Raw genomic sequence first — 20,383 nt, forward strand, 5'->3', positions numbered from 1 at the left:
GCCCCTGGTCGATCAGCGCTCCACGATCGCCGTCACCCCCTGCCCTCCCGCCGCACAGATCGAAATCAACCCCCGCCCCTTGCCCCGCCTGGCCAGCAGCTTGGCCATATTGGCCAGAATCCGCCCACCAGTCGCGGCGAACGGATGCCCCGCCGCCAGTGAGCTGCCATGAACATTGAGCTTGCTGCGGTCGATGGCCCCCAACGGCGCCTCAAGCCCCAGGCGGGTGCGGCAGTAGTCGGCATCCTCCCAGGCCTTGAGCGTGCACAGCACCTGGGCGGCGAAGGCTTCATGGATTTCGTAGTAGTCGAAGTCCTGCAGGGTCAGGCCATTGCGTGCCAGCAGGCGTGGCACCGCATACACCGGCGCCATCAGCAGCCCCTCCTGACCATGGACGAAGTCCACCGCGGCGCTCTCGCCATCGACCAGGTAGGCCAGGACCTCCAGATCGTGCTCCTCGGCCCATTGCTCGCTACCCAGCAGCACCAGCGAGGCGCCATCGGTGAGCGGCGTGGAGTTGCCTGGGGTCAGGGTGCCCAGGCCGCTGCGGTCGAACACCGGCTTGAGCCCCGCCAACTGCTCGAGCGTGAGGTCCGGGCGCAAGTTGTTGTCGCGGGTAAGGCCGAGATACGGCGTAAGCAGGTCGTCGTGCCAGCCATCGGTGTAGGACGCCGCCAGCCGCTGATGGCTGCGCAGGGTCAGCTCATCCTGCTCGACACGGTCGATCTGCCAGGTTTGCGCCATCTGCTCGCAGTGCTCGCCCATGGACAACCCGGTGCGCGGCTCGCCGTTGCGCGGCAGCGTAGGGATCAGGTGCCTTGGGCGCAGTTTGAGGAACGGCTTGAGCCGCTCGCCCAGGTTCCGCCCGCGATGGGCCTGCAGCAGGATCTGGCGCAGGCCCTCGTTGACCGCGATCGGCGCGTCGGAGGTGGTGTCGACACCGCCGGCGATACCGCTGTCGATCTGCCCAAGGGCGATCTTGTTGGCCACCAGCAGCGCCGCCTCAAGCCCCGTGCCACAAGCCTGCTGGATGTCATAGGCCGGGGTCTGCGGCGCCAGCCGCGAGCCGAGCACGCATTCGCGGGTCAGGCTCATGTCATGGGAATGCTTGAGCACCGCGCCCGCGGCCACTTCGCCCAGGCACAGGCCATGCAGGCGGTAACGTTCGATCAGCCCTTCCAGGGTGGCGGTGAGCATCGCCTGGTTGCTGGCCTTGGCGTAGGCGCCATTGGAGCGGGCGAAAGGGATCCGGTTTCCACCCAGGATCGCGACCCGGCGAGTTGAACGCATGCCTGTTCCTCCTGAAACAAATTGATCCGTAAGACTAGGTTCTTTTACAGCATTCGAACGCCCCTGCGACAAACTTGGTCCACACTGCATGCTTGCCTTTCAGGGAGAACCCCCATGAGCGATCGCTACATCGGCTTTGCCAACTCCGCCCTCGGCCGCCGCCTGGTCGATGCCCTCGGCCTGCCGCGCCCGGCGCCGCTGGAGCGCTGGCAAGCCGGCCGCCTGCGCCCGGTGGAGGGTGCGCTGGTGCTCGGTGGCGGGCCGCTGGCCAGGCATGTCGAGACGATTGCCCCGCGCCTGACCGCCGATTGCTACAGCTTCAATGACGACAGCCTGGTCTGCGCACCCTGGGTCGCCGGCCTCGGGCCGAAGCTCAAGGCCGTGGTGTTCGATGCCAGTCACCTGTCCGACAGCGACCTGCTCAAGCAATTGCGCGAATTCTTCCAGCCTTTGCTGCGTAGCCTGGCGCCCTGCGCCCACGTGGTGATCCTCGGCCGCCCGCCAGAGGGCCTCGACGATCCACAGGCCAGCGTCACCCAGCGCGCACTCGAAGGTTTCAGCCGCTCGCTGGCCAAGGAGCTGCGCAACGGCGCAACGGCCAACCTGCTGTATGTCGGTGCAGGTGCCGAAGACCAGCTGGACGGCGCCCTGCGCTTCTTCCTGTCGCCCAAGAGCGCGTTCGTTTCCGGCCAGGTGTTGCGCCTGAGCGCCTGCGCCGCCCAGGTCGAGGACTGGACGCGTCCGCTGGCCGGGCGCCGGGCGCTGGTGACCGGTGCCGCCCGCGGCATCGGCGCGGCCATCGCCGAGACCCTGGCCCGTGATGGCGCCGAGGTCACCCTGCTGGACGTACCCCAGGCGCAAAAGGACCTCGACGCCCTGGCCGCACGCCTCGGTGGCCGCGCCCTGGCCCTGGACATCTGCGCCGCCGACGCTGCCGCGCAACTGGTCGAGGCGCTGCCCGACGGTCTGGACATCCTGGTGCACAACGCTGGCATCACCCGCGACAAGACCCTGGCCAACATGACCCCTGAGTACTGGGACGCGGTGCTGGCGGTCAACCTCAAGGCACCCCAGGTGCTGACCCAGGCACTGCTGGAGGCCGGTACGCTGCGCGACGACGCGCGCATCACCCTGCTCGCTTCGGTCAGCGGCATCGCCGGCAACCGTGGCCAATCGAACTACGCCGCCAGCAAGTCCGGGCTGATCGGCTTCGCCCAGGCCTGGGCGCGGCCACTGGCCGAACGCGGCGCCAGCATCAATGCCGTGGCACCGGGCTTCATCGAGACCCACATGACCGCCGCCATGCCCATGGGCCTGCGCGAGGCCGGGCGGCGCCTGAGCTCGCTGGGCCAGGGCGGCTTGCCGCAGGATGTCGCCGAAGCCATCGCCTGGCTCAGCCAACCGGGCTCGGGGGCGGTCAATGGCCAGGCGCTGCGGGTCTGTGGCCAGGCATTGATGGGGGCCTGAACATGAACCGACCCTGGCATGAACTGCACAGTCCCGATTCGAGTGCCAGCCTGTACCTGCGGGCCTTGGCCAAACGCAAGATCCATGGCAGCACATTGCCCGAGCAGGGCCTGCGCTGCTTCCTGCGGGTCGACCCGCAACAGCTGGCGGCGTACCGTCGGCTTTGCCACTTCGTCGACGACGGCCGCTTGCCAGGCACCTACCCCCATGTCCTGGCGTTCGCCCTGCAGATGCAGCTACTGACCGCCCATGAATTCCCCTTCCCGTTGCTGGGCCTGGTGCACCTGCACAACGCCATCCAGGTGCTGCGCCCGCTCGGTGGCATCGACGGCCTGCGTTTTGCGGTGTACGCCGACAACCTGCAACCCCATGAGAAAGGCGGCACCTTCGACCTGGTCACCGAGGCCGAAGACGGCCTGGGCCTGCTCTGGCGCGAAACCAGCCGCATGCTGGTGCGTGGCCTCAAGCTCGATTATCAGGGCGTTGAAACGCCCGAAACCGAGCCCGCCATCCTGCCCGAAGCCACCCGCTGGTATGCCGACAGCGACATCGGCAGGCGCTATGCCCGGGTCTGCGGCGACTACAACCCCATCCACCTGAGCAGCGTCACGGCCCGGCTGTTCGGTTTTCCCAAGGCCATCGCCCATGGGATGTGGAGCAAGGCCATGGCGCTGGCGGCGTTGCATGGGCACTTACCTGCGGCGGGTTATGAGTTCGCGGTGGATTTCCGCAAACCGGTGCGCCTGCCTTCCGAGGTGGTGCTCAGTGCCAGCGAAGCCGGTGAGGCAGGCGAATTGCGGCTGGATGGGCACGGGGGGTTGCTGCACATGGTTGGAGGGTGGAAGCCGCTTTGAATGCTGCCTCGGCCTTCGCTGGCAAAGCCGGTTGCCACTGGCGCTTGCTTTGCGGTGTCCCTCGCCGGAAGCTATGCGCCACGAGGAGACCCCGATGAACCTGCAAGAACTGACCGAGCGCCTGCACCGTATCCGTGACAACAACGACTGGCGCGGCTTCCACAGCCCGAAGAACCTGGCCATGGCCGCCAGCGTCGAGATGGCCGAGCTGGTGGAAATCTTCCAGTGGCTGAGCGAGGACCAATCGCGCCAGCTCCCCGCCGACCAGCTCGCCCACGCAGGCCAGGAGGTCGGCGACATCGTCCTGTACCTGTTGCTGCTGTGCAGCGAACTGGGCCTGGACATGAACGAGGTGGTGCGGGCCAAGCTGGCCGACAGCGAGAGGCGCTTCGCCAAATGAACGACCGTCACTTCGATGAACTGGCCACCCGTTTCGCCGAGAAGATCTACGGCGGCGCCAAGGGCGCCATCCGCCTGGCGGTGCTCCAGGCCGACCTGGCCGAGACGCTGCCTGACCGCCCGCTGCGCATTCTCGACATCGGCGCGGGCCTGGGCCACATGGCCCTGTGGCTGGCCCAGCGCGGCCATCACCTGACCCTCGCCGAACCCGCCGCGCCCATGCTCGAGGGGGCCCGCGAGCGCTTCAAGGAAGCCGGCCAGGCTGCCGAATTCATCCAGGCGCCCTGGCAGGACCTGCTGGGCCAGCTCACCGAACCCTATGACGTGGTGCTGTGCCACGCCGTGCTGGAATGGCTGGCGGAACCTGAGAGCATCCTGCCGGTACTGCACCAACTGACAACGCCGGGGGGCTGGCTGTCGCTGGCCTTCTACAACCGCGATGCGCTGGTCTACCGCAACCTGCTCAAGGGGCATTTCCGCAAGCTGCGCAGCAACCGCATGGCCGGCGAGAAACAGAGCCTGACCCCACAGAAACCACTTGATCCACGGGACCTCAAGGCGCAACTTGAACCTCTGTGGCAGGTCGAAAGCGAGAGTGGCGTGCGCGTGTTCCACGACTATATGCCCAAGGAGTTCCAGGAAAAGGCCGAGCTGCTCGACCTGCTGGAAATGGAACTGGCCCACCGTCGCCACCCAGGCTTTGCCGGGCTGGGCCGTTACCTGCACTGGATCTGCCGCCCCCACTGACACCACGGCCAGGAGATTCCATGCTGTATCGCTCGCTCTGCCTGGCCCTGCTGCCCTTCGCCCTGGCCGCCTGCCAGGGCAGCAACCCTTACGTGGCCAGCAGCAAGCCCCTGCCACCGACACCGCCCCAGGCGGCCAGCACCTTCGACGCCAGCGCCTACCCGGCGCCGCCACGCGACTACGGCCGCTACCGCAGCTGGAGCTGGCGCAACAACCAGTTGCCCAGCGGCATGGCCAGCGCCGACCCCGCGCAGCTCGCCGACGCGGTGAGCAGCGCCCTCGACCAGCATGGCTTGCGGCCGGCCCGCAACGGCCCGGCCGACCTGCTGGTCAGCGCCGACCTGCGCCTGGAGCGGCGCCTGCGCCAGGTGCGCGACTACGACTATTACGATCCCTACTACGGCCCGTACCCCTACGGCAGCATCGGCTACGGTGGCTACCGCAACGGCTATGGCGCCTATGGCAGCGTGCCGATCGTGCGCACCTACGAAGTCGAAGTGCTGGTGGTGCGCATCGACCTGTTCGATGCCCGCAATGGCCAGCCGGTATGGAGCGCCAGCGCCGAGAGTGGCAGTGGCAGTGGCAAGGACTCGCCGCGTGATCGCGAAAGCGCCCTGCGCGAATCGGTGGGCAAGGCGCTGAGCGGCTATCCTCCCAGTTAACTTCGCCCTGGAGAACCATCATGTTGCGCCGCCACCTTCTACTCGCCTTCGCGTTGTTGCTCGCGGCCTGCTCGAGCAACAACGTCCAGCAGGATTTCGACGCCAGTCGCGATTTCGCCGCCTACCGCAGCTGGGCCTGGCAGGAACCCGGTTTGCAGTATCGCCCGGACGATCCGCGCATCAAGAGCGACCTGACCGAGCAACGCATCCGCCAGGCGGTGGCCGAGCAGCTCGACCAGCGTGGCCTGCGCCCCGCCCAGGCCAACGCCAAGCCTGATGTGAGGGTGCGCGTCTACCTGATCGTGGAAGACCGCCAGCAACAGATCACCACCAACTACGGTGGTGCCTGGGGCGGTTACTGGGGAGGCTACTGGGGCGGCCCGATGTACAACGAGACCCGTAGCGTCGACTACAAGGTGGCGACCATCCAGGTCGACCTGTTCGACGGCCGCGACGGCAAGCTGGTGTGGCGCGGCAGTGCCGAGCAGATCATGAACAACTACCCACCCAGCCCCCAGGAGCGCAACGTGGCGATCCAGAAGACCGTGGCGCAGGTGTTGAGCCAGTATCCGCCGCATTGAGGGCATCTGGTCTTGCACGCCCCCTGTAGGAGCGGCTTCAGCCGCGATCACCCGCTGAGCGGGTGCCAGACACCGCGGTGCCCGGATCGCGGCTAAAGCCGCTCCTACAGAGGCAAGACAGTCGTTCCGCGAGCGCCCAGGCCAAGGCAACTTGCCATCACCTTGGCTACACTCCTCTGACCGCCGCCGCGCTGCCGGGCCGAAGGCCGGCAAAGGAGTGCCCGTGGTTCCTCGTTCCGCTGCCCGCCAACAGGGCGCGATTGGCCTGATGGCCGCGCTGACCATGGGCCTGGCCCTGCTGTTCATGCTGCTGTCGGTCGACAGCGGCCGCCTCTACCTCGAACAACGCAAGCTCCAGCGCATCGCCGACATGGCCGCGCTGGAGGCCGCCGAGCACTCGGCCAGTTGCAACGGCAGCGGCCCGCAGGCCTTCGCCCTGGCCCGCAACGCCGCTACCCGCAACGGCCTGGCCGTCACCGACCCGCTGATCGCCAGCTGCGGCTACCTGCGCACCGGCAATGACAACCTGCGCCGCTTCGTCGCCGACAACACCCGCAACGAAGCGATCAAGGTCGAGGTCAGCAATGTGGTGGTCACCAGCGTCGCCGCCGGGGTGTTCGCCATGGTCCAGGGCAACACCGTGCCGCGCACCACCACCCTGCATGCCAGCGCGGTGGCCGCAAGCCCCATGCCACCCCTGGCGATGCTGAGCATTCGCAGCAGCCTGGCCACCGTCAACGCCAACCAAGGCTCGCTGCTCAACGCGCTGACCAAGGCCCTTGGCGGTACGTTGCAGCTCGACCTGCTGGGCTGGCAGGGCATCGCCAACACCCAGCTCAACCTGCTGCATTACCTCGACCAGTTGGCCATCGACCTGAATGTCGAAGTGGGCGACTACCAGAAGCTGCTCAGCCTCGACACCAGCGCCACGACCTTGCTGCAAGCGGCGGTCAAGGTGCTGCAACAGGGCGGTGCCGCCGCCGACGTGGTCACCAACCTGGGCAAGCTTGCCCTCGACCTGCCGATCACCGGACTGCAACTGGGCGACTTGCTGGACCTGCAGAACGGCACGGCCCAGGCCGGCCTGGATGCGAGCATCCAGCTGTTGCAACTGGTGCAGGGGGTGATCCAGCTGTCGGCCAAGGAACGCGCGGTCAACGCCGACCTGCCGATCAACCTGCTGGGCGTGGCCAGTGGCCGGGTGCAGGTGCGGGTGATCGAACCGCAGCAGCTTTCCGCCATCGGCGACCCACGCACCGACGAGCTGCGGGTACACACCGCCCAGGTGCGGGCACTGGTGTCTCTCGACCTGCCCCTGCTCAATGGCATCGCCGGCCTGGCCAACGCCGTGCTGGACCTGGCCGCGCCGCTGACCAACGTGCTCAACAACCTGCTCAGCCTGAACCTGCTGGGCACCGTGCAATCGCTGACCTGCGCCTTGGGTGTGCCATGCAAGGTCAGCGACATCAAACTGCTGGAAGAAAAAGTCCATATCGATATCGGCGTGGAGGTGTCCGAGGCCACCAGCCGCCTGCGCCCGGCGCCGCCGGACAACTACACCTGCTCGCCCAAGAGCCTGACCACCCTCACCCAGCGCTCGGCGGCGAGGATCGCGGTGGGCAAGTTCGACACCCCGGCCGACTTCCTCAACCAGGGCACCACTGTGGTCAAGGCACTGCCGCTGATCGACATCGGCACCAATGTCTGCAGCCGCCTGCTGATCCTGCCACCCTCGTGCGGCACCCGGGTGCCCTTCGCCGGGGGCGGCATCGGCCTGCGGGTGGACAGCAAGCTGCTGGGCAACAACCCCACGGAGAAACCCTTGGTGTTCGCCGGCGCCTTCGCCCCCACCGACATCGGCCAACCGCCCACCTACCAGCCGATGGACAGCGACCAGGCCCAGGTCGTCGCCAGCCTGTCCGACACCCTCGCCGGCATCCGCCTGGAGGCCTATCGGCCGACCGCCAACAGCGGGCTGGGCCAGGTGCTGGTGCTGACCGCCGGGCTGCTGGACGGCGTGAAGAACATCCTCGAACCGCTGATCCGCAACCTGCTCAGCCCGGTGCTCGATCCACTGGTCAATGGCCTGCTCAAGACCCTGGGGGTCGACCTGGCCAATGCCCAGGTCGGCGCCAATCTGAGCTGCTCCAGCGGCCACGCTCAGTTGGTGTTGTAGAGCGGCAGCTCGATACGAAAGCACGCGCCTTCGGCACTGTTGGCCACGGTCAGGCGACCGCCCATCTGGCTGACGATGCCATGGCTGACCGACAATCCCAGGCCGGTGCCGACACCTGCAGGCTTGGTGGTGAAGAACGGTTCGAAGATGCGCTCGTGCAACTGCGGGTCAATGCCGCCGCCGTTGTCTTCGACCAGCAGGCACAGGTGCTCGCCCGCCTGCTGCTGGCGCACCCGGATCCATGCGCCCGCGCGCCCCTGTTCGAGCAAGGCGTCGCGGGCATTGACCAGCAGGTTGATCAGTACCTGCTCAAGCTGGTCCTGCTGGCCGAGCACCTGCGGCTGTTGTGCCGGCGGCTCGAGGCTCAAGTCCACGCCCTTGCCACGCAGGCCCTCGTCCAGCAGCGCACGGGCCCCCTCCACCGCGCTCCAGGCGGTGAATGGCACAGGTTCAAGCGCCGAGCGCCGGCCATACACCCGCATATGCTCGACCAGGCGCGAGGCGCGCTCGACCTGGGCCTCGATGCGGCGCAACTTGTCTTCCAGGTAGGCCGGCTCCGCCGTGCCCATCTGCAGGCGCTTGAGGGCGTTCACCACGGCCATGCGCATCACATTGAGCGGCTGGTTGATCTCGTGCACCAGGCCGGTGGCCAGCTCGCCGAGGGTGGCCATCTTGGCGCCCTGCAACAGCTGTTGCTGGCTACGCCGCAGTTCGGTGTTGTCGCGGCCCACGGCCTGGATCTCCAGCAACTGGCCTTGGGCGTCGAACAGGCCACGGTCGGCCCACACCCACCAGGCATGTTCGCGGCCCGGCAGTTGCAGGCAGATTTCCGCGCTGCTCAGGGGCTGCTCCGGGGTCAATGCCCGCAGGCGCTCGTGGAAGGCTTCACGCTGGGCATCGGACAACCACTGGCCCAGGTTGGCGCCCAACAGCTGTTCCGGCGCGCATTGCAGGTAGTCGGCCAGCGGCCGGTTGCCGAACACCAGGGTCAGGTCCGGGCGATAGCGGCAGATCATCGCCGGCGAGTCCTCCACCAGCACGCGGTAGCGTTCCTCGCTCTGGCGCATGCGCTCGGCGGCCTCGGTCGCCTCGCTGACATCCAGCCACAACCCCACCACTTCCACCGGCTGGCCAAGCTCGTCGCGCAGCAGCCGGGCCTCGTCGAGCATCCAGTGATAGCCACCGAGCTGATCGCGCAGCCGGTAGCGGCAGCGCACCTGGCCGTCGCGCAACAGGCTGCGGGTGCGGGCCAACCACAACGGGCGGTCATCCGGGTGCACGGCCAGGCCCGGTTGGCGCGCCAGCTCGCCGTCTACGTCCCAGCCCAGCAGCGGCGCCAGGCTGGCACTGAAGAAATCGCTGTGCAGCGCGCCTTCGGCGTAGCGCTGCACATAGATCACCGCGGGGGAACTGGCGATCAGGTTTTCCAGGCGTGCGCGGGCCATCCCGGCCTGCTGCTCCTGGGTCTTGAGCGCGCTGATGTCGAGCAGGAAGCCATGCAGCCGCTGCCCCTGCGGCTGGCCCACCCACTGCCACCAGCGCGGGGTTTCCAGGGTTCCGTCGTCCAGCAAGCGCAGGCTCAGGTTCAGCGCGTGCCCTTCGCGGGCCTGCGCCAGCGCAAGCTGCGCGGGTTCGCGGTCGGCCGGGTGCAGGCGGGCCAGCCATTGCCCAAGGCTGGCCTGGTGCGGCAGGGCGAGCGCCTGGGCCAATGCCGGATCCAGTTGCAGGTCCCCCTGCGCCGGCCATTCCCACCACCCCGCCCCCAATTGCCGCTGCAGTTCGTCGAGGTGCGTGGACTGCTGCTGCCACTGCTGGCGCCACAGACGGGCCAGCAGTGGCTCGACCAGGGTCCGGACCAACGCCAGTGCCATGTCGGCCTCCGGCACCTGCGTGGCACCGGCGCACAGCAACCAGGCTTCGGCATCCTGCCCCTGGCGGTAGGGCAGCAGCAGCAATGAAGCGCCGCCACACAACGCCTGGAATTGCGCATCGTCCCTCAGATCCAGCAGAGAGGCCGCTGGCAAGCGGTCCAATCGGGCCTGCAGGCGGCTGTCCTGCGGCCAAGGCCATGTGTTGTCACTGCTGGCGTAATGGCGCCAGCCAGCCGGTTCGCGCAACATCAGGCGCAGCGACGCTGCCTGCCAGTGCTCGGCCAGTACCTGCAATTGCGCGCTGGCGGTCTGCGCCAGGCGCTGTGAGCCGCATTCGCGCAGTGCGTGGCCGATCTCGCCCAGTAGTGGCCGCTGGCGATCCCAGCGCTGTTCACGCAACAAATCGCCGATATCGAACAGTTGCAGCAACCAGGCCTGCCCGTGACGCTGCAGCCAACCGCGGGTGTGCAATGCATGGCCCACCACGGTGTTGAAATCAAGGTCCAGGGGCTGCCCTTGCCAGTCGCCGGGCTCGCCCTCGATCACCAGCCAGCTGTGCCGTTGCAGGTAGTCATGCAGGCGCGCACCCGGCCGCCCCGGCAAGGCCAGCAAGGTGCGCAACGGCCCGGACAGGCGCAGGACCTGCGCCTGATCGTCAAGCAGCAGTTGCAGGCCCACTGCGGGCAAGGATTGTGGTTCAACGGCAGGTGGAGGCGCTGCGCGCCAGCGGTCGAACAGCCCACCACTCATAGCTGGAGGCTCGCCTGGGCCTGCAACCGGTCGGGCAGCTTGGGCACCTCGCCGACCACCGGCAGTACCAGGGTGGGCAGCACACGCGTCAGGCGCGTGCGCGGATAATCGATGACCACGGTCAGCACCTTGTCGGTGCCCACGCTGATTCGTGTGTCGGTGAGCAGGTTGAAGCCCAGGGCACTGGGCATCCACGACAACTGCTGGCCGATCACCTGGCGGGCCAGGCCCTGCACGTCCAGCTCGTAGGTCTGGCTGGTGGGATCCACCGCCACGCAGCGCCGCACTGCCTCGCTGCTGGCCTGGTTGAACGACTGCAGCATCAGCATTGGCAGGGTGTAGCTCACCAAACCGTAGAACACCGCGAAAAACACCATGAATACCGCGACAAACTCGATGGCTGCCGCGCCTTTTTGCCGTCCCGCCGGGCTTGCTTTCATGATCGCGTCTACCCTGACTGTGAGACCTGTCTGACAGCATAGAACCGTTCAACGAATAGGGATGGCATTCTGCCAATGCAAAGCATTGTTCTCCTGATGTGGCTTGCCTTGTGTACTGAACAAGATGTCCGTGAACGGCAGATTTCCAACACCCTCACCCTGGGTGTCGCGGGCTGCGCCCTGGCTTGGCTGTTCGCCACCGGCCACAGCTGGATCGGCGCCGACGCCAGCGAGGCCGGCTGGGCCCTGGCCATCGTCATGCTGCTCACCTTGCCCGGCTACATGCTTGGTCGCTTTGGTGCCGGCGACGTCAAGCTGATGGGCGCCCTGGCCCTGGCCACCAGCCCGCAGTACGTGCTCGGCACCTTCATCGGCGCCGGGCTCACCGTGCTGGCATGGATGTTCGGCAGGCGCCGGTTATGGACCTTGCTCAACCCGAAAGTGAAGAAACGTCTGCAAAAACTCGCCGAAGAAGTCGGTGACAAGCAGCCCTTTGCGCCTTATGTGCTGGCGGGCTTCCTGCTGACCGCCGTGTGGATCCAATAATCGGCCCAGCGGTCGGAACCGGTCTACAGTCCATATACATAATTGCAAAGTGCGACTACTTTTCTTCCTGCCAGAGCGTTTGGCCCGGGAGCAGGGCCGCATTCACAGGGAGTTGAACGTGAGCAAAACCATCAGTGAGGTGAAGATGCTGGTTGTCGATGACCAGCCAATGATCGTCGAAGAGTTATGCGAGTTTCTCGAAAGCGAGGGATATCGCTGCATCGCGGCCCATTCCACGGCCGAAGCCATTGAATGCTACAAGGCCGACGAAGCCATCGGCCTGATTCTGTGCGACTTGCACATGCCTGACCGCGATGGCATCGAGCTGGTGCGTGCACTGAAACAGATGACCGGGCCGCAGCGCATGTTCGAGGCGATCATGCTGACCGGGCGGGCCGACAAGCAGGACGTGATCCGCGCCTTGCGCGAAGGTTTTGCAGATTATTACCAAAAGCCCATGGACCTGGACGAGCTGCTCGAAGGCGTACGCCGCCAGGAGCAGGCGCTGTTGGAGCGGCGCCGCAACTTCCGTGAGCTGGGCAGCCTGAACCAGCGCCTGCAGGAGCTGGCCGAGTCCATCGACGATCTCTACCAGGACCTGGAAAAAGCCCGTGGGCAAGGCACCCACCGCCGTGCCGGCGACACCGACGAGGGCGAGGCGGAGCTGCCACCGGCGTTCGAGAAGCTGTCACCGCGCCAGCTGGAGGTGGCCAAGCTGGTGAGCAAGGGCAAGACCAACTACCAGATCGCCTGCGAACTGGGCATCACCGAGAACACCGTGAAGCTCTATGTCTCGCAGGTGCTGCGCCTGACCCACATGCACAACCGCACGCAATTGGCCCTGGCGCTGACGCCACGGTCGTCACCCGTGCACCAGCGGTTCACCACGCACTGAGTCTCACCCACCACAACACCGCAGCAACGGTTCGCCGGCAAGCCGGCTCCTACAGACGCGAACCTGTAGGAGCCAGCCTTGCTGGCGAACGGTTCCACGCGGTAGTCCGGTGTGAGCCGCGGTTCGCCAGCAAGGCAGGCTCCTACACGTCAGTTGTTGGAAGAATTGACCTTGGTCCAGCGGTAGAAGTCCGGGATCGCGTACTTGTAACTGTCCAGCCAGCGCTGCATCGCCTGGTCGCGCTCCTTGTCGGTCTGCACCTGGGGTATCCGTGACCCCTGACGGTTGCTGGCCTGCACCTGCAACAGCGCTTCGGTGGCGGTCTGCGGGCGGGGCTGCCGGGGCGGTTCCTGCGCCCAACAGATTGGCGAAAGAGCAAGGCAGGCCAGGACGATCCAGGGTTTGCACATGGTCACCTCCGATCAATTGAGCGACGAAGTGGACGGCGCCGTGCTGGCCAGCGGACCGCGCCCGGTGGACCTGATCTGCTGCGCCCGCGCCTGGGCCTCGGCGAATTGCGCGGGCCCCAGGCGCAGCCGATTCACCAGGTCCTCGGCCTGGCGCCAGTTGTCCTGCACCAGCGCCAAGGTCACCAGATTGAGCGCCGGCAGCGGATTGTCATCCTTCAGTTCGATGGCCGTGAGCAGCTCGAAGCGGGCCTCCTCGTGATGCCCCAGGTTCATCTGCACCACACCCAGGTCGTTGCGCACCTTCTCGTCGGTGGGCGCCAGGCGCGCCGCGCGCTGCAAGTGGCGCAGGGCCTGCACATCGTCGCCACGCGCCGAGGCCAGCTGGCCCAGGCCATGCTCGCCCTCGGCCGCCAGGCAACCACCCAGCAGGCTGCGGTACAGCGGCTCGGCGTCACTGCGGCCCAGTTGGCGCAGCACCTTGGCCTTGCGCAGGCGCACCGCTTCCAGCGTGTCGGGCAACTGCTCCAGGTGCGCCAGCCCGGCATGGGGTCGGCCCTCGTCGATCATCTGGTCGGCCATGTCCAGGCTCAGTTGCTGGTCGCCATCGGGCTTGCCGCACACGCCGCCGCCGAACAACCGGGCCAGGCTGTCGGGCTGCTGCCCGGCACACCCGGTCAACAGCAACAGGCCGGTGAACACCATGATCGCTCTCATCCGTCTCCCCCTCAGGACCCCAATGCCCGCGCCAAGGCGGAAAAACCCGGTCCGGCCAGGACGATGAGCAAGGCCGGGAACAGGAACACCATCATCACCGCCGACATCTTCGCCGACATCTTCGACACCCGCTCCTGCAAACCGGTCAGGCGCCGGTCGTCGAGCAGTTCCTTGAGCGCCAGCAGCGACTTCATCGAGCCGCTGCCCTGCACCAGCAATTGCTGGAGGATCACGCAGGTGTCGATCAGTTCGTCCACCGCCAGCAGGCGCGCGCTCTTCTCCAGCTCCGGGCCCAGGGCCAGGCCCGAGTCGACCCGCTGCAGCACCAGGCGCAGCTCGTCGCTGATGTTCGGTACCAGGCTGCGCCCTTCCTGGGCCAGCACACGCAGGGCCTGCTCCACCGCCAGTCCGGTTTCGAAGAGGATGCGCAGCAAGGGGATCAGCACGCTCACCTCCCGGGCAATCCGCCGCTGCCGCCGCGCCGCCGCAGCCGCCAACAGGCGCTTGGGCAGCAGGTAGCCGGCGCCCAGCGCGCACAGCACCAGCACCAGCCCATGCCCGCGCCGCTCCCCCGGCAGGCCATGCACCATCACCAGCACCACGACCATCGCCAGCAACGGCAACCCCAGTTGCACGGCGGCGAACAGCGCGCGCTGCCGGCTGCGCCGCCAGCCGAGGCGGTCGAGCAGCGCCTGGGTTTCACCATCGAGCCGCTGCAGGCGCCGCCCCAGGGGGCTGCTGCCCAGCCATTGCAGCCAGTCACCCAGCCGCTCGTCACGGGCCATGCGCCCTTGCAGACGCCGTGCGACCCGCTGCCGCGCCCGCCACTGCCAGGCCAGTTGCACCGCCAACAGCACGAAACCGGCGAACAGGCACAACGCGCTGAGCATCAAGGCCATGGTCAGAGGCTCCTCATCATGCGCCACAGCACCAGGCAACCGACGGCCTGCAGGGCAAAGGCGAACAGCAGCATCATCTGCCCGTGGCTGTCGCGCCACATGGCCATCAGGTAACCGGGGTTGGCAAACAGGAAGTAGCCAACCATGCCCAAGGGCAAAGCGCCGAGGATCCACGCGGTGATGCGCGTCTCGCCGGTCATCGCCCGCAGTTGGCGGTCGCCCTGCTCGTGCTCGCGGATCAGCTTGATCAGGTTCTCCATCAGCTCGCTGGCATTGCCGCCATGGCGCTGGTTGATGCGCAGGCCCAGGGCGAACATCCGCAACTCATCCTGGCCGTAAAGCTCGGCCAGTTCGCTGACCGCATCGTCCAGTGGCACACCCAGTTGCACGTTGCGGCGCACCCGCAGCATCGCCGAGCGCAGCGGCTCGCGGGTGGCCTCGATGCCGCCGAGCACCGCGTCGCTGAGCGTGCGCCCGGCCTTGAGGCTGCGCACGCTGTAGTCGAGCAGGCCCGGCAGTTGCTCGATGATCTGCCGCAGCTGGCGCCGGCAGCGCCAGCTCAGGTAGAAGTAGCCCAGCAGGGGCAGGCCGACCAGCGCCATCAGCGCCGCCACCCAGCCCGCGGCCAGCGCCGCCAGCAAGGTCAGCCCCACCCAGGCCAACAACCCGCTGCGTGGGGAGAATTCACCATGGGCCAGGCCCGCGCGTTGCAGCAGCGGGTCGAGCCAGTCGCGCCGGGCACTGCCCAGGCGCACCGCGCGGTAGGCTCGCCCCAGGCGCAGGAGGATGCGTTCCTCGCCCCGTTTGTGCAGGCCCAGGCGAAACATCAACAGCGCCATGCCCAGGCACAACGGCGACAGGGCCAGCAACAGCGGGCCCATCAGAGAATCCCCTCGTGGCGCAGCTTGGCCCCCGAGGGGTGCGGCGCGTCGCGCAGGAAACCATCACCACTGCGCCGGTCGAGGCGGAACAGCGTGCTGGTGACGTAGACGTCGTCACGCACCCCGACCACTTCGAGCACCTCGCTCACGCAACGCCGGCCATCGGCCAGGCGGGTCAGCTGGATCACCACGTCCAGCGCCGCGCAGATCATCTGCCGCAAAGTCTTCTCGGCCACCTGGCGGCCGGTCAGGCCGACCAAGGTCTCGAGCCGCAACAGGGCGTCCTGCGCGCTGTTGGCATGCACGGTGCTCATCGAACCATCGTGGCCGGTGTTCATCGCGGTGAGCACATCGACCACTTCGGCGCCGCGGATCTCGCCGAGGATGATCCGGTCGGGGCGCATGCGCAGGGCGTTGCGGATCAGCTCGCTGGCCTTGATCTCGCCGTGGCCCTCGGCGTTCGGCGGGCGGGTCTCCAGGCGTACCACATGGGGGTGGTGCATCTGCAGCTCGGCCACATCCTCGATGGTCACCAGGCGTTCCTGGGGCGCGATCATCTGGCTGAGGATGTTGAGCATGGTGGTCTTGCCGGTGCCGGTGCCACCGCTGACGAGGATGTTGCAGCGCCGGCCAACGGCGCGTTCGAGGAAGTCGAAGATCGCCTGGTCGATGGCCCGGGTGGCCAGCAGGTCGGCGCTCTTGAGCATGTCCTGGCGGAACTTGCGGATCGACAGGCACGGCCCGTCCAGCGCCACCGGGGGAATGATCGCGTTGACCCGACTACCGTCGGGCATGCGCGCGTCGACCATTGGCGAAGATTCGTCCAGGCGCCGCCCCAGCGGCGCGAGGATGCGCTGCATCACCCGCTCCACATGGTGGGCATCGATGAAGCGCAGGTCGGTCTGCTGCAGCAAGCCGCCGCGCTCGACGAACACCCGGTACGGCCCGTTGACCAGGATCTCGGTGACGCTCGGGTCGCGCAGCAACACTTCCAGCGGGCCGTAGCCGGTCAGCTCGTCGACGATCTCTTCGCCCAGGCGCTCCATCTCATAGCGCGACAGAGCCAGACGCAGGCGTGCGACATAGTCGCCGACCTGTTCGAGGACGAACTGCGAAAGCACCGGGCGCGCGCCCTCCAGCAGATTGCGGCCACTGTCCTCGATGGCGTCGATCACATGGCGGTGCAGCGCGCGCTTGAGCACCTGCGGGTCGCTGGCCGCGTGGCGTGGCCCGCCAAAGGGTTCTTCGCTGCTCATCGGCTACCCCATAGGCGACGCAGCCATGGATGGCTGGGCGCGGCCAGGTTCTCGGAGCGCTGCGCCAGGCGTTCGCCGAGCCCGCGCAGGGCCTGGGTCAGGCTTTCCCGCGGGGCCAGTTCGAACAGGCTCAGCCCCTGGTTCTTGGCGTTGAGGCGCACCTCCGGGCTGTAGGGCATGACCTTGAGCAGCGGCAGCCCGTAGCGCTTGGCCAGGGTCTCGGCGTCCGGCGCCACATGGCGCAGGAAGCGATCGACCAGCAGGCTGGCGTGCTCCAGCTTGATGCCCCGGTCCCGCCATTGCTCGAGCACCTCCAGGTTGCGCCGGCAGTCGAGGATGTTCTGGTCGGTGTAGAAGATCAGCTTGTCGCAGTGGCTGACGATGGTACGCAAGGCTTCGCTGTCGGCCTGCCCGGTGAGGTTGACCACGATGTGCTGGAAATGCTGGCGCAGGGCGCTGAGCAGCATGTACAGCTCGGCGGCGCTGGTCTGCTCGAGGGCGTCGTCGCTGTCGGCGTAGGCGAGGATGCGCAGCCCGCCCTTGTCACGGGTGAAGGCGCTGTCGATCAAGGTCGCGTCGAGCCGGCGCAGGTGGCGCAGCGAATCACCGAAGTGAAACGACGCCTCCAGTCCCAGCAGTGCCAGGCTGTCCGCGCGGGGCAAACCGAGGTCGAGCAAGAGCGTCTGCTGGCCGCTGTCCTGCACCACCCGCGCCAGGTGGGTGGTCAGCAGCGCGCCATCGGCGCTGCGCTGCGCCCCGTAGAGCACGGTCAAGCCCCCCAGGCTGGGGTTGCTGGCCACCGCGGGCAGGCGCTTGCCCAGGCGCCGTACCAGCCCGGCCACCTCACTGGCGCGCGAGCCGTAGGCGACGAAGTCGCGGGCACCGGCGCGCATGGCATGCAACACCAGCTGGTTGTCCATGCCATCGCCCAGGGCAACGATGGCCAGCATCGGCTTGGCCTCCAGCATGCCCTCGATCAGCGCGCACTGGCTGACCAACTGCTCACGGTCCAGGCCGATGAACACCAGGTTGCTGAAGGTCATGTCGACCAGCGCCAACAGCTCGTCGAGGCTGCCGTTGCTGGCACCGATCACCTGGCCCAAGGGCGCCAGCGCGCCTTGCAGCCAGTGCAGGTCATCCTCGTTGCGGGTCAGCGCGAGGTAGGTCTGGTTCAGGCTCTCGTTCATCGCGACAACCCGCCACGGCCATCGAAGCTGCCGTTTTCCATGAAGAACAGGTGGCCCCAGCTGGGGTCGTAGGTGCGCAGCCCTTCGCCCGGCAGCTCCGGCAGCTTGGCATTGACCGCCAGCGGCTGGACCAGGTGCGGGGTGACGATCATCAGCAGCTCGGTCTCTTCGCGGTTGAGCGCCGTCTGGCGAAAGAACGCGCCGATGATCGGCAGGTTGCCCAGCCCGGGCATCTTGTCCACGCCCGAACGCACGTTGCTGGTGATCAGGCCGCTGATGATGAAGCTCTCGCCATCGGCGAGGGTGATGCTGGTGTCGGTGCGGCGCACGCTCAGGCCCGGTACCCGGGTGCCGGCGATCACCACCGCATTGTTGTAGTCCAGCTCGCTGACCTCCGGCGCCACCTTCAGGTTGATGCGGTTGCCGCTGACCACCGTGGGGGTCAGCGCCAGGCGCACGCCGAACTCCTTGTACTCGATCGAGACGTTGTCGCTGCCACTGCTGGGCACCGGGATGGGGATCTCGCCGCCGGCCAGGAAGCTGGCGGTCAGGCCGCTGAGCACGGTCAGGCTGGGGCGCGCCAGGGTGTAGGCGAAGCCGCTGTTCTCCAGGGCGTTGATCATCGCCAGGAAGCGGCTGCTGCCGCCGCCCCAGACGATGTTGAAGACATCGTTGTCGAGGGGGATGCCGGGGCGCACGTCGGCGTAGGTCACCGGGTTGCTGCCGGTCTGGATGCCCGGCACATAACCGGGCCGCACCACGGTGTTGGGCACCGTGCCGGGCGAGCCGAACAGGCTGTTGTTGGAGCCTTTGAAGAACAACTTGGCCCCGGCCTCCTTGTACTTGAGCCGGCGTACCTCGACGAAGCGGATATCGGCCTGCACCTGGGTCGGCTGCGGTGCCTGCTCGGTAGCGGGCGATTCCACCTCGGCCATGTCGGCGCTGGCCCGGCCCTTGATGAACACCATGGCCCGATGCGGCTTCGGCGCGCAGTCGGTCCACAGCATCAGGCTGGTGTTGCCCTGCCCCACCCCGGTCAGCAGCACGGCGCGTTCGCCACTGGCCTGGACATCGGCCACCTTCGGCTCGCCCACCGCCACCCGGGTGATGGCCACGGGCAGGCGCAGTTCCTGCTGCAGGCCCTGGTCCATCTCGATCACCGTGGGCATCTGGTCGAACGCCGCACAACCCTTGCCCGTCGCCAGCGCCTGCGGCATCAGCAGCATCAGTGGCACAACCAGGCACAACCATTTGGAAACCTGCACGGAACTACGCATAGCTGCATCCTTGCCTGGTCAGGGGGTCTTGTTCAGGTCGTTGGCCGCCTGGGCGCCACGAATGACCTGCATGCCGGGTGCGCCCCCCGCGGCGGCGGCCGGGTTGGCCAGCGGCACCTGGGACAGCTGGCTGAAGCGGTAGAGGTCGCGGTTGGCCGCGGCCAGCTGGGGGCTGGCGTCTTCGCCGGACCAGTAGCGCGCAAGCAATTGCTCGTCGGCGCTGCGCACGGCCAGGCGCAACGTGCCGGCCTGGGCGGCGAGCATCAGGCGGCTGGCCAGGGCCTCGGGCACAGCCAGGCCGACGGTGCGGGTGGCGTTGCTGTTCAGGGCCTGCTGGTCGCGGCGGGCCCTCTGTTCTTCGGCGGTCTGTGCCGGGCGACCATCGTTGGCCAGGCCGGTCTGCTGGTCGACGCTGAGCACGCGCAGGGCCGGCAGCACCACCTGCGCCGAAGACTGCGGGTTGTTGTTCTCCTCGCGCAGGAACAACAGCACATCGACGAAATCCCCTGGCCGCAGCTGCCCAGCGGCGCCACTCACGTCATCCACCGCCACCGCGACGGCACGCTCGTTGGCACGGATCATCCGCGCCAACGGGCCTCCGGCCTGGAAACTCGACTCATCGAGCCAACTGCCGGCCGCCAACGGCCGCGCGCTGCTGCGCCCGAGCACCTGGTCAAGCTGCTGGAACGCGCCCGCAGGCACCACCTGCAGGCGCTCGACCAGCACGTCGTCCTCGGTCAGCGGCACATTGGCCGGCACCGCCTTGCGCAGCACCACGATAGGCGAGCGTGGCGGTTCGGGCGGTTGCGCGGGAACGGAGGCAGGAATCGGCGCTGGCAGGGCATCGGCGGCCGGCACCAAGGGTGCCGGCGGCTCGGGCGGGCGGCTCAGGCGCAGCCCCCAGTACCCCGCCAGCAACGCCGCGAGGAGGAACAGGCCAGCCAGGATCATGGTCAAGCGACTGCTCATTCCCGCCCTCCCTGCGCCCGTGATCGATGCTGGCAAAAAGTAATTATTTCGCTATTGCACGGTAGCCGAGCCCTGCCAATTCGCCATTAACTGGTCGGCGTTTTTCGAGCCA

The 20,383-nt window shown here is 67.4% G+C and carries 20 protein-coding genes; 9 read left to right on the plus strand and 11 right to left on the minus strand.

What is annotated here, in order from left to right:
• Positions 1-12: 12 nt before the first annotated feature.
• Positions 13-1,290 carry an acetyl-CoA C-acetyltransferase gene (locus tag P5705_RS15150; protein WP_277461646.1) on the minus strand — a complete coding sequence of 426 codons (1,278 nt, stop codon included), beginning with the start codon at positions 1,288-1,290 and terminating at the stop codon, positions 13-15.
• 114 nt (positions 1,291-1,404) lie between these two features.
• Here P5705_RS15150 and P5705_RS15155 point away from each other — a divergent pair, with 114 nt between their 5' ends.
• The 7 genes from P5705_RS15155 to P5705_RS15185 all read left to right on the plus strand — a co-directional run bounded on the left by P5705_RS15155 (position 1,405) and on the right by P5705_RS15185 (position 8,176).
• Positions 1,405-2,757, plus strand: a complete 1,353-nt coding sequence (locus P5705_RS15155; protein WP_277461647.1) for a 3-oxoacyl-ACP reductase — start codon at positions 1,405-1,407, stop codon at positions 2,755-2,757.
• A 2-nt stretch (positions 2,758-2,759) separates the two neighbouring features.
• Complete coding sequence (locus P5705_RS15160) at positions 2,760-3,611, plus strand: MaoC family dehydratase (protein ID WP_277461648.1); 852 nt, start codon at positions 2,760-2,762, stop codon at positions 3,609-3,611.
• A 94-nt stretch (positions 3,612-3,705) separates the two neighbouring features.
• Entirely contained in the window at positions 3,706-4,011 is a 306-nt protein-coding gene (locus P5705_RS15165; RefSeq protein WP_277461649.1) for a MazG-like family protein, read from the plus strand.
• The gene (locus P5705_RS15170) at positions 4,008-4,757 is read left to right on the plus strand and encodes a methyltransferase (RefSeq protein WP_277461650.1); all 750 of its coding nucleotides are present in this window, start codon (positions 4,008-4,010) and stop codon (positions 4,755-4,757) included. Before P5705_RS15165 ends, P5705_RS15170 begins: the two co-directional genes overlap by 4 nt.
• Before the next feature lie 20 nt (positions 4,758-4,777).
• Entirely contained in the window at positions 4,778-5,419 is a 642-nt protein-coding gene (locus P5705_RS15175) for a DUF4136 domain-containing protein (protein ID WP_277461651.1), read from the plus strand.
• 20 nt (positions 5,420-5,439) lie between these two features.
• Positions 5,440-6,000, plus strand: coding sequence for a DUF4136 domain-containing protein (locus P5705_RS15180; RefSeq protein WP_277461652.1), 561 nt, complete (start codon positions 5,440-5,442; stop codon positions 5,998-6,000).
• Between the two features lie 223 nt (positions 6,001-6,223).
• On the plus strand, positions 6,224-8,176 hold the full coding sequence (locus tag P5705_RS15185) for a pilus assembly protein TadG-related protein (RefSeq protein ID WP_277461653.1): 1,953 nt from the start codon (positions 6,224-6,226) through the stop codon (positions 8,174-8,176).
• Here P5705_RS15185 and P5705_RS15190 read toward each other — a convergent pair.
• Both P5705_RS15190 and P5705_RS15195 read right to left on the minus strand, forming a co-directional pair.
• A complete protein-coding gene (locus P5705_RS15190) occupies positions 8,161-10,797 on the minus strand; it encodes an ATP-binding protein (protein ID WP_431196950.1) in 2,637 nt (878 codons plus the stop codon). The two genes, P5705_RS15185 and P5705_RS15190, sit on opposite strands and share 16 nt — an antisense overlap.
• Positions 10,794-11,237 carry a TadE/TadG family type IV pilus assembly protein gene (locus tag P5705_RS15195; protein WP_277461654.1) on the minus strand — a complete coding sequence of 148 codons (444 nt, stop codon included), beginning with the start codon at positions 11,235-11,237 and terminating at the stop codon, positions 10,794-10,796. Before P5705_RS15195 ends, P5705_RS15190 begins: the two co-directional genes overlap by 4 nt.
• A gap of 75 nt (positions 11,238-11,312) precedes the next feature.
• Between P5705_RS15195 and P5705_RS15200 the strand changes: the two genes are divergently transcribed.
• Both P5705_RS15200 and P5705_RS15205 read left to right on the plus strand, forming a co-directional pair.
• Positions 11,313-11,783 carry an A24 family peptidase gene (locus P5705_RS15200; protein ID WP_277461655.1) on the plus strand — a complete coding sequence of 157 codons (471 nt, stop codon included), beginning with the start codon at positions 11,313-11,315 and terminating at the stop codon, positions 11,781-11,783.
• A gap of 145 nt (positions 11,784-11,928) precedes the next feature.
• Entirely contained in the window at positions 11,929-12,678 is a 750-nt protein-coding gene (locus P5705_RS15205; protein WP_431196952.1) for a response regulator transcription factor, read from the plus strand.
• Positions 12,679-12,827: 149 nt separating this feature from the next.
• On the opposite strand, the gene P5705_RS15210 is transcribed toward P5705_RS15205, so the two are convergent.
• The 8 genes from P5705_RS15210 to cpaB are packed head-to-tail and all read right to left on the minus strand — an operon-like array spanning position 12,828 to position 20,271.
• Positions 12,828-13,088 carry a DUF3613 domain-containing protein gene (locus P5705_RS15210; protein ID WP_277461659.1) on the minus strand — a complete coding sequence of 87 codons (261 nt, stop codon included), beginning with the start codon at positions 13,086-13,088 and terminating at the stop codon, positions 12,828-12,830.
• 12 nt (positions 13,089-13,100) lie between these two features.
• Positions 13,101-13,802 carry a tetratricopeptide repeat protein gene (locus P5705_RS15215; RefSeq protein WP_277461661.1) on the minus strand — a complete coding sequence of 234 codons (702 nt, stop codon included), beginning with the start codon at positions 13,800-13,802 and terminating at the stop codon, positions 13,101-13,103.
• 11 nt (positions 13,803-13,813) lie between these two features.
• A complete protein-coding gene (locus P5705_RS15220; RefSeq protein ID WP_277461662.1) occupies positions 13,814-14,701 on the minus strand; it encodes a type II secretion system F family protein in 888 nt (295 codons plus the stop codon).
• Positions 14,702-14,703: 2 nt separating this feature from the next.
• On the minus strand, positions 14,704-15,585 hold the full coding sequence (locus P5705_RS15225) for a type II secretion system F family protein (protein ID WP_277461774.1): 882 nt from the start codon (positions 15,583-15,585) through the stop codon (positions 14,704-14,706).
• Positions 15,582-16,838, minus strand: coding sequence for a CpaF family protein (locus tag P5705_RS15230; RefSeq protein WP_248918511.1), 1,257 nt, complete (start codon positions 16,836-16,838; stop codon positions 15,582-15,584). Before P5705_RS15230 ends, P5705_RS15225 begins: the two co-directional genes overlap by 4 nt.
• Positions 16,835-18,025 (minus strand): pilus assembly protein, encoded by a 1,191-nt coding sequence (locus P5705_RS15235; RefSeq protein ID WP_277461663.1) that lies wholly within the window; start codon positions 18,023-18,025, stop codon positions 16,835-16,837. Before P5705_RS15235 ends, P5705_RS15230 begins: the two co-directional genes overlap by 4 nt.
• The gene (locus P5705_RS15240) at positions 18,022-19,302 is read right to left on the minus strand and encodes a type II and III secretion system protein family protein (protein ID WP_431196951.1); all 1,281 of its coding nucleotides are present in this window, start codon (positions 19,300-19,302) and stop codon (positions 18,022-18,024) included. The genes P5705_RS15235 and P5705_RS15240 overlap by 4 nt, the downstream gene beginning before the upstream one ends.
• Before the next feature lie 18 nt (positions 19,303-19,320).
• Positions 19,321-20,271, minus strand: coding sequence for a Flp pilus assembly protein CpaB (gene cpaB, locus P5705_RS15245; RefSeq protein ID WP_277461665.1), 951 nt, complete (start codon positions 20,269-20,271; stop codon positions 19,321-19,323).
• Positions 20,272-20,383: the final 112 nt, after the last annotated feature.

The organism is Pseudomonas entomophila, assembly GCF_029478665.1.
GTDB classification, from domain to species: Bacteria; Pseudomonadota; Gammaproteobacteria; order Pseudomonadales; family Pseudomonadaceae; genus Aquipseudomonas; species Aquipseudomonas entomophila_F.

What these genes read in the sequence shown, in the direction of transcription:
- P5705_RS15150 (WP_277461646.1), bottom strand. Translation starts at nt 1,290, where the DNA reads ATGCGTTCAACTCGCCGGGTCGCGATCCTGGGTGGAAACCGGATCCCT.
- P5705_RS15155 (WP_277461647.1), top strand. Translation starts at nt 1,405, where the DNA reads ATGAGCGATCGCTACATCGGCTTTGCCAACTCCGCCCTCGGCCGCCGC.
- P5705_RS15160 (WP_277461648.1), top strand. Translation starts at nt 2,760, where the DNA reads ATGAACCGACCCTGGCATGAACTGCACAGTCCCGATTCGAGTGCCAGC.
- P5705_RS15165 (WP_277461649.1), top strand. Translation starts at nt 3,706, where the DNA reads ATGAACCTGCAAGAACTGACCGAGCGCCTGCACCGTATCCGTGACAAC.
- P5705_RS15170 (WP_277461650.1), top strand. Translation starts at nt 4,008, where the DNA reads ATGAACGACCGTCACTTCGATGAACTGGCCACCCGTTTCGCCGAGAAG.
- P5705_RS15175 (WP_277461651.1), top strand. Translation starts at nt 4,778, where the DNA reads ATGCTGTATCGCTCGCTCTGCCTGGCCCTGCTGCCCTTCGCCCTGGCC.
- P5705_RS15180 (WP_277461652.1), top strand. Translation starts at nt 5,440, where the DNA reads ATGTTGCGCCGCCACCTTCTACTCGCCTTCGCGTTGTTGCTCGCGGCC.
- P5705_RS15190 (WP_431196950.1), bottom strand. Translation starts at nt 10,797, where the DNA reads ATGAGTGGTGGGCTGTTCGACCGCTGGCGCGCAGCGCCTCCACCTGCC.
- P5705_RS15195 (WP_277461654.1), bottom strand. Translation starts at nt 11,237, where the DNA reads ATGAAAGCAAGCCCGGCGGGACGGCAAAAAGGCGCGGCAGCCATCGAG.
- P5705_RS15200 (WP_277461655.1), top strand. Translation starts at nt 11,313, where the DNA reads ATGCAAAGCATTGTTCTCCTGATGTGGCTTGCCTTGTGTACTGAACAA.
- P5705_RS15205 (WP_431196952.1), top strand. Translation starts at nt 11,929, where the DNA reads ATGCTGGTTGTCGATGACCAGCCAATGATCGTCGAAGAGTTATGCGAG.
- P5705_RS15210 (WP_277461659.1), bottom strand. Translation starts at nt 13,088, where the DNA reads ATGTGCAAACCCTGGATCGTCCTGGCCTGCCTTGCTCTTTCGCCAATC.
- P5705_RS15215 (WP_277461661.1), bottom strand. Translation starts at nt 13,802, where the DNA reads ATGAGAGCGATCATGGTGTTCACCGGCCTGTTGCTGTTGACCGGGTGT.
- P5705_RS15220 (WP_277461662.1), bottom strand. Translation starts at nt 14,701, where the DNA reads ATGGCCTTGATGCTCAGCGCGTTGTGCCTGTTCGCCGGTTTCGTGCTG.
- P5705_RS15230 (WP_248918511.1), bottom strand. Translation starts at nt 16,838, where the DNA reads ATGAGCAGCGAAGAACCCTTTGGCGGGCCACGCCACGCGGCCAGCGAC.
- P5705_RS15235 (WP_277461663.1), bottom strand. Translation starts at nt 18,025, where the DNA reads ATGAACGAGAGCCTGAACCAGACCTACCTCGCGCTGACCCGCAACGAG.
- P5705_RS15240 (WP_431196951.1), bottom strand. Translation starts at nt 19,302, where the DNA reads ATGCGTAGTTCCGTGCAGGTTTCCAAATGGTTGTGCCTGGTTGTGCCA.
- cpaB (WP_277461665.1), bottom strand. Translation starts at nt 20,271, where the DNA reads ATGAGCAGTCGCTTGACCATGATCCTGGCTGGCCTGTTCCTCCTCGCG.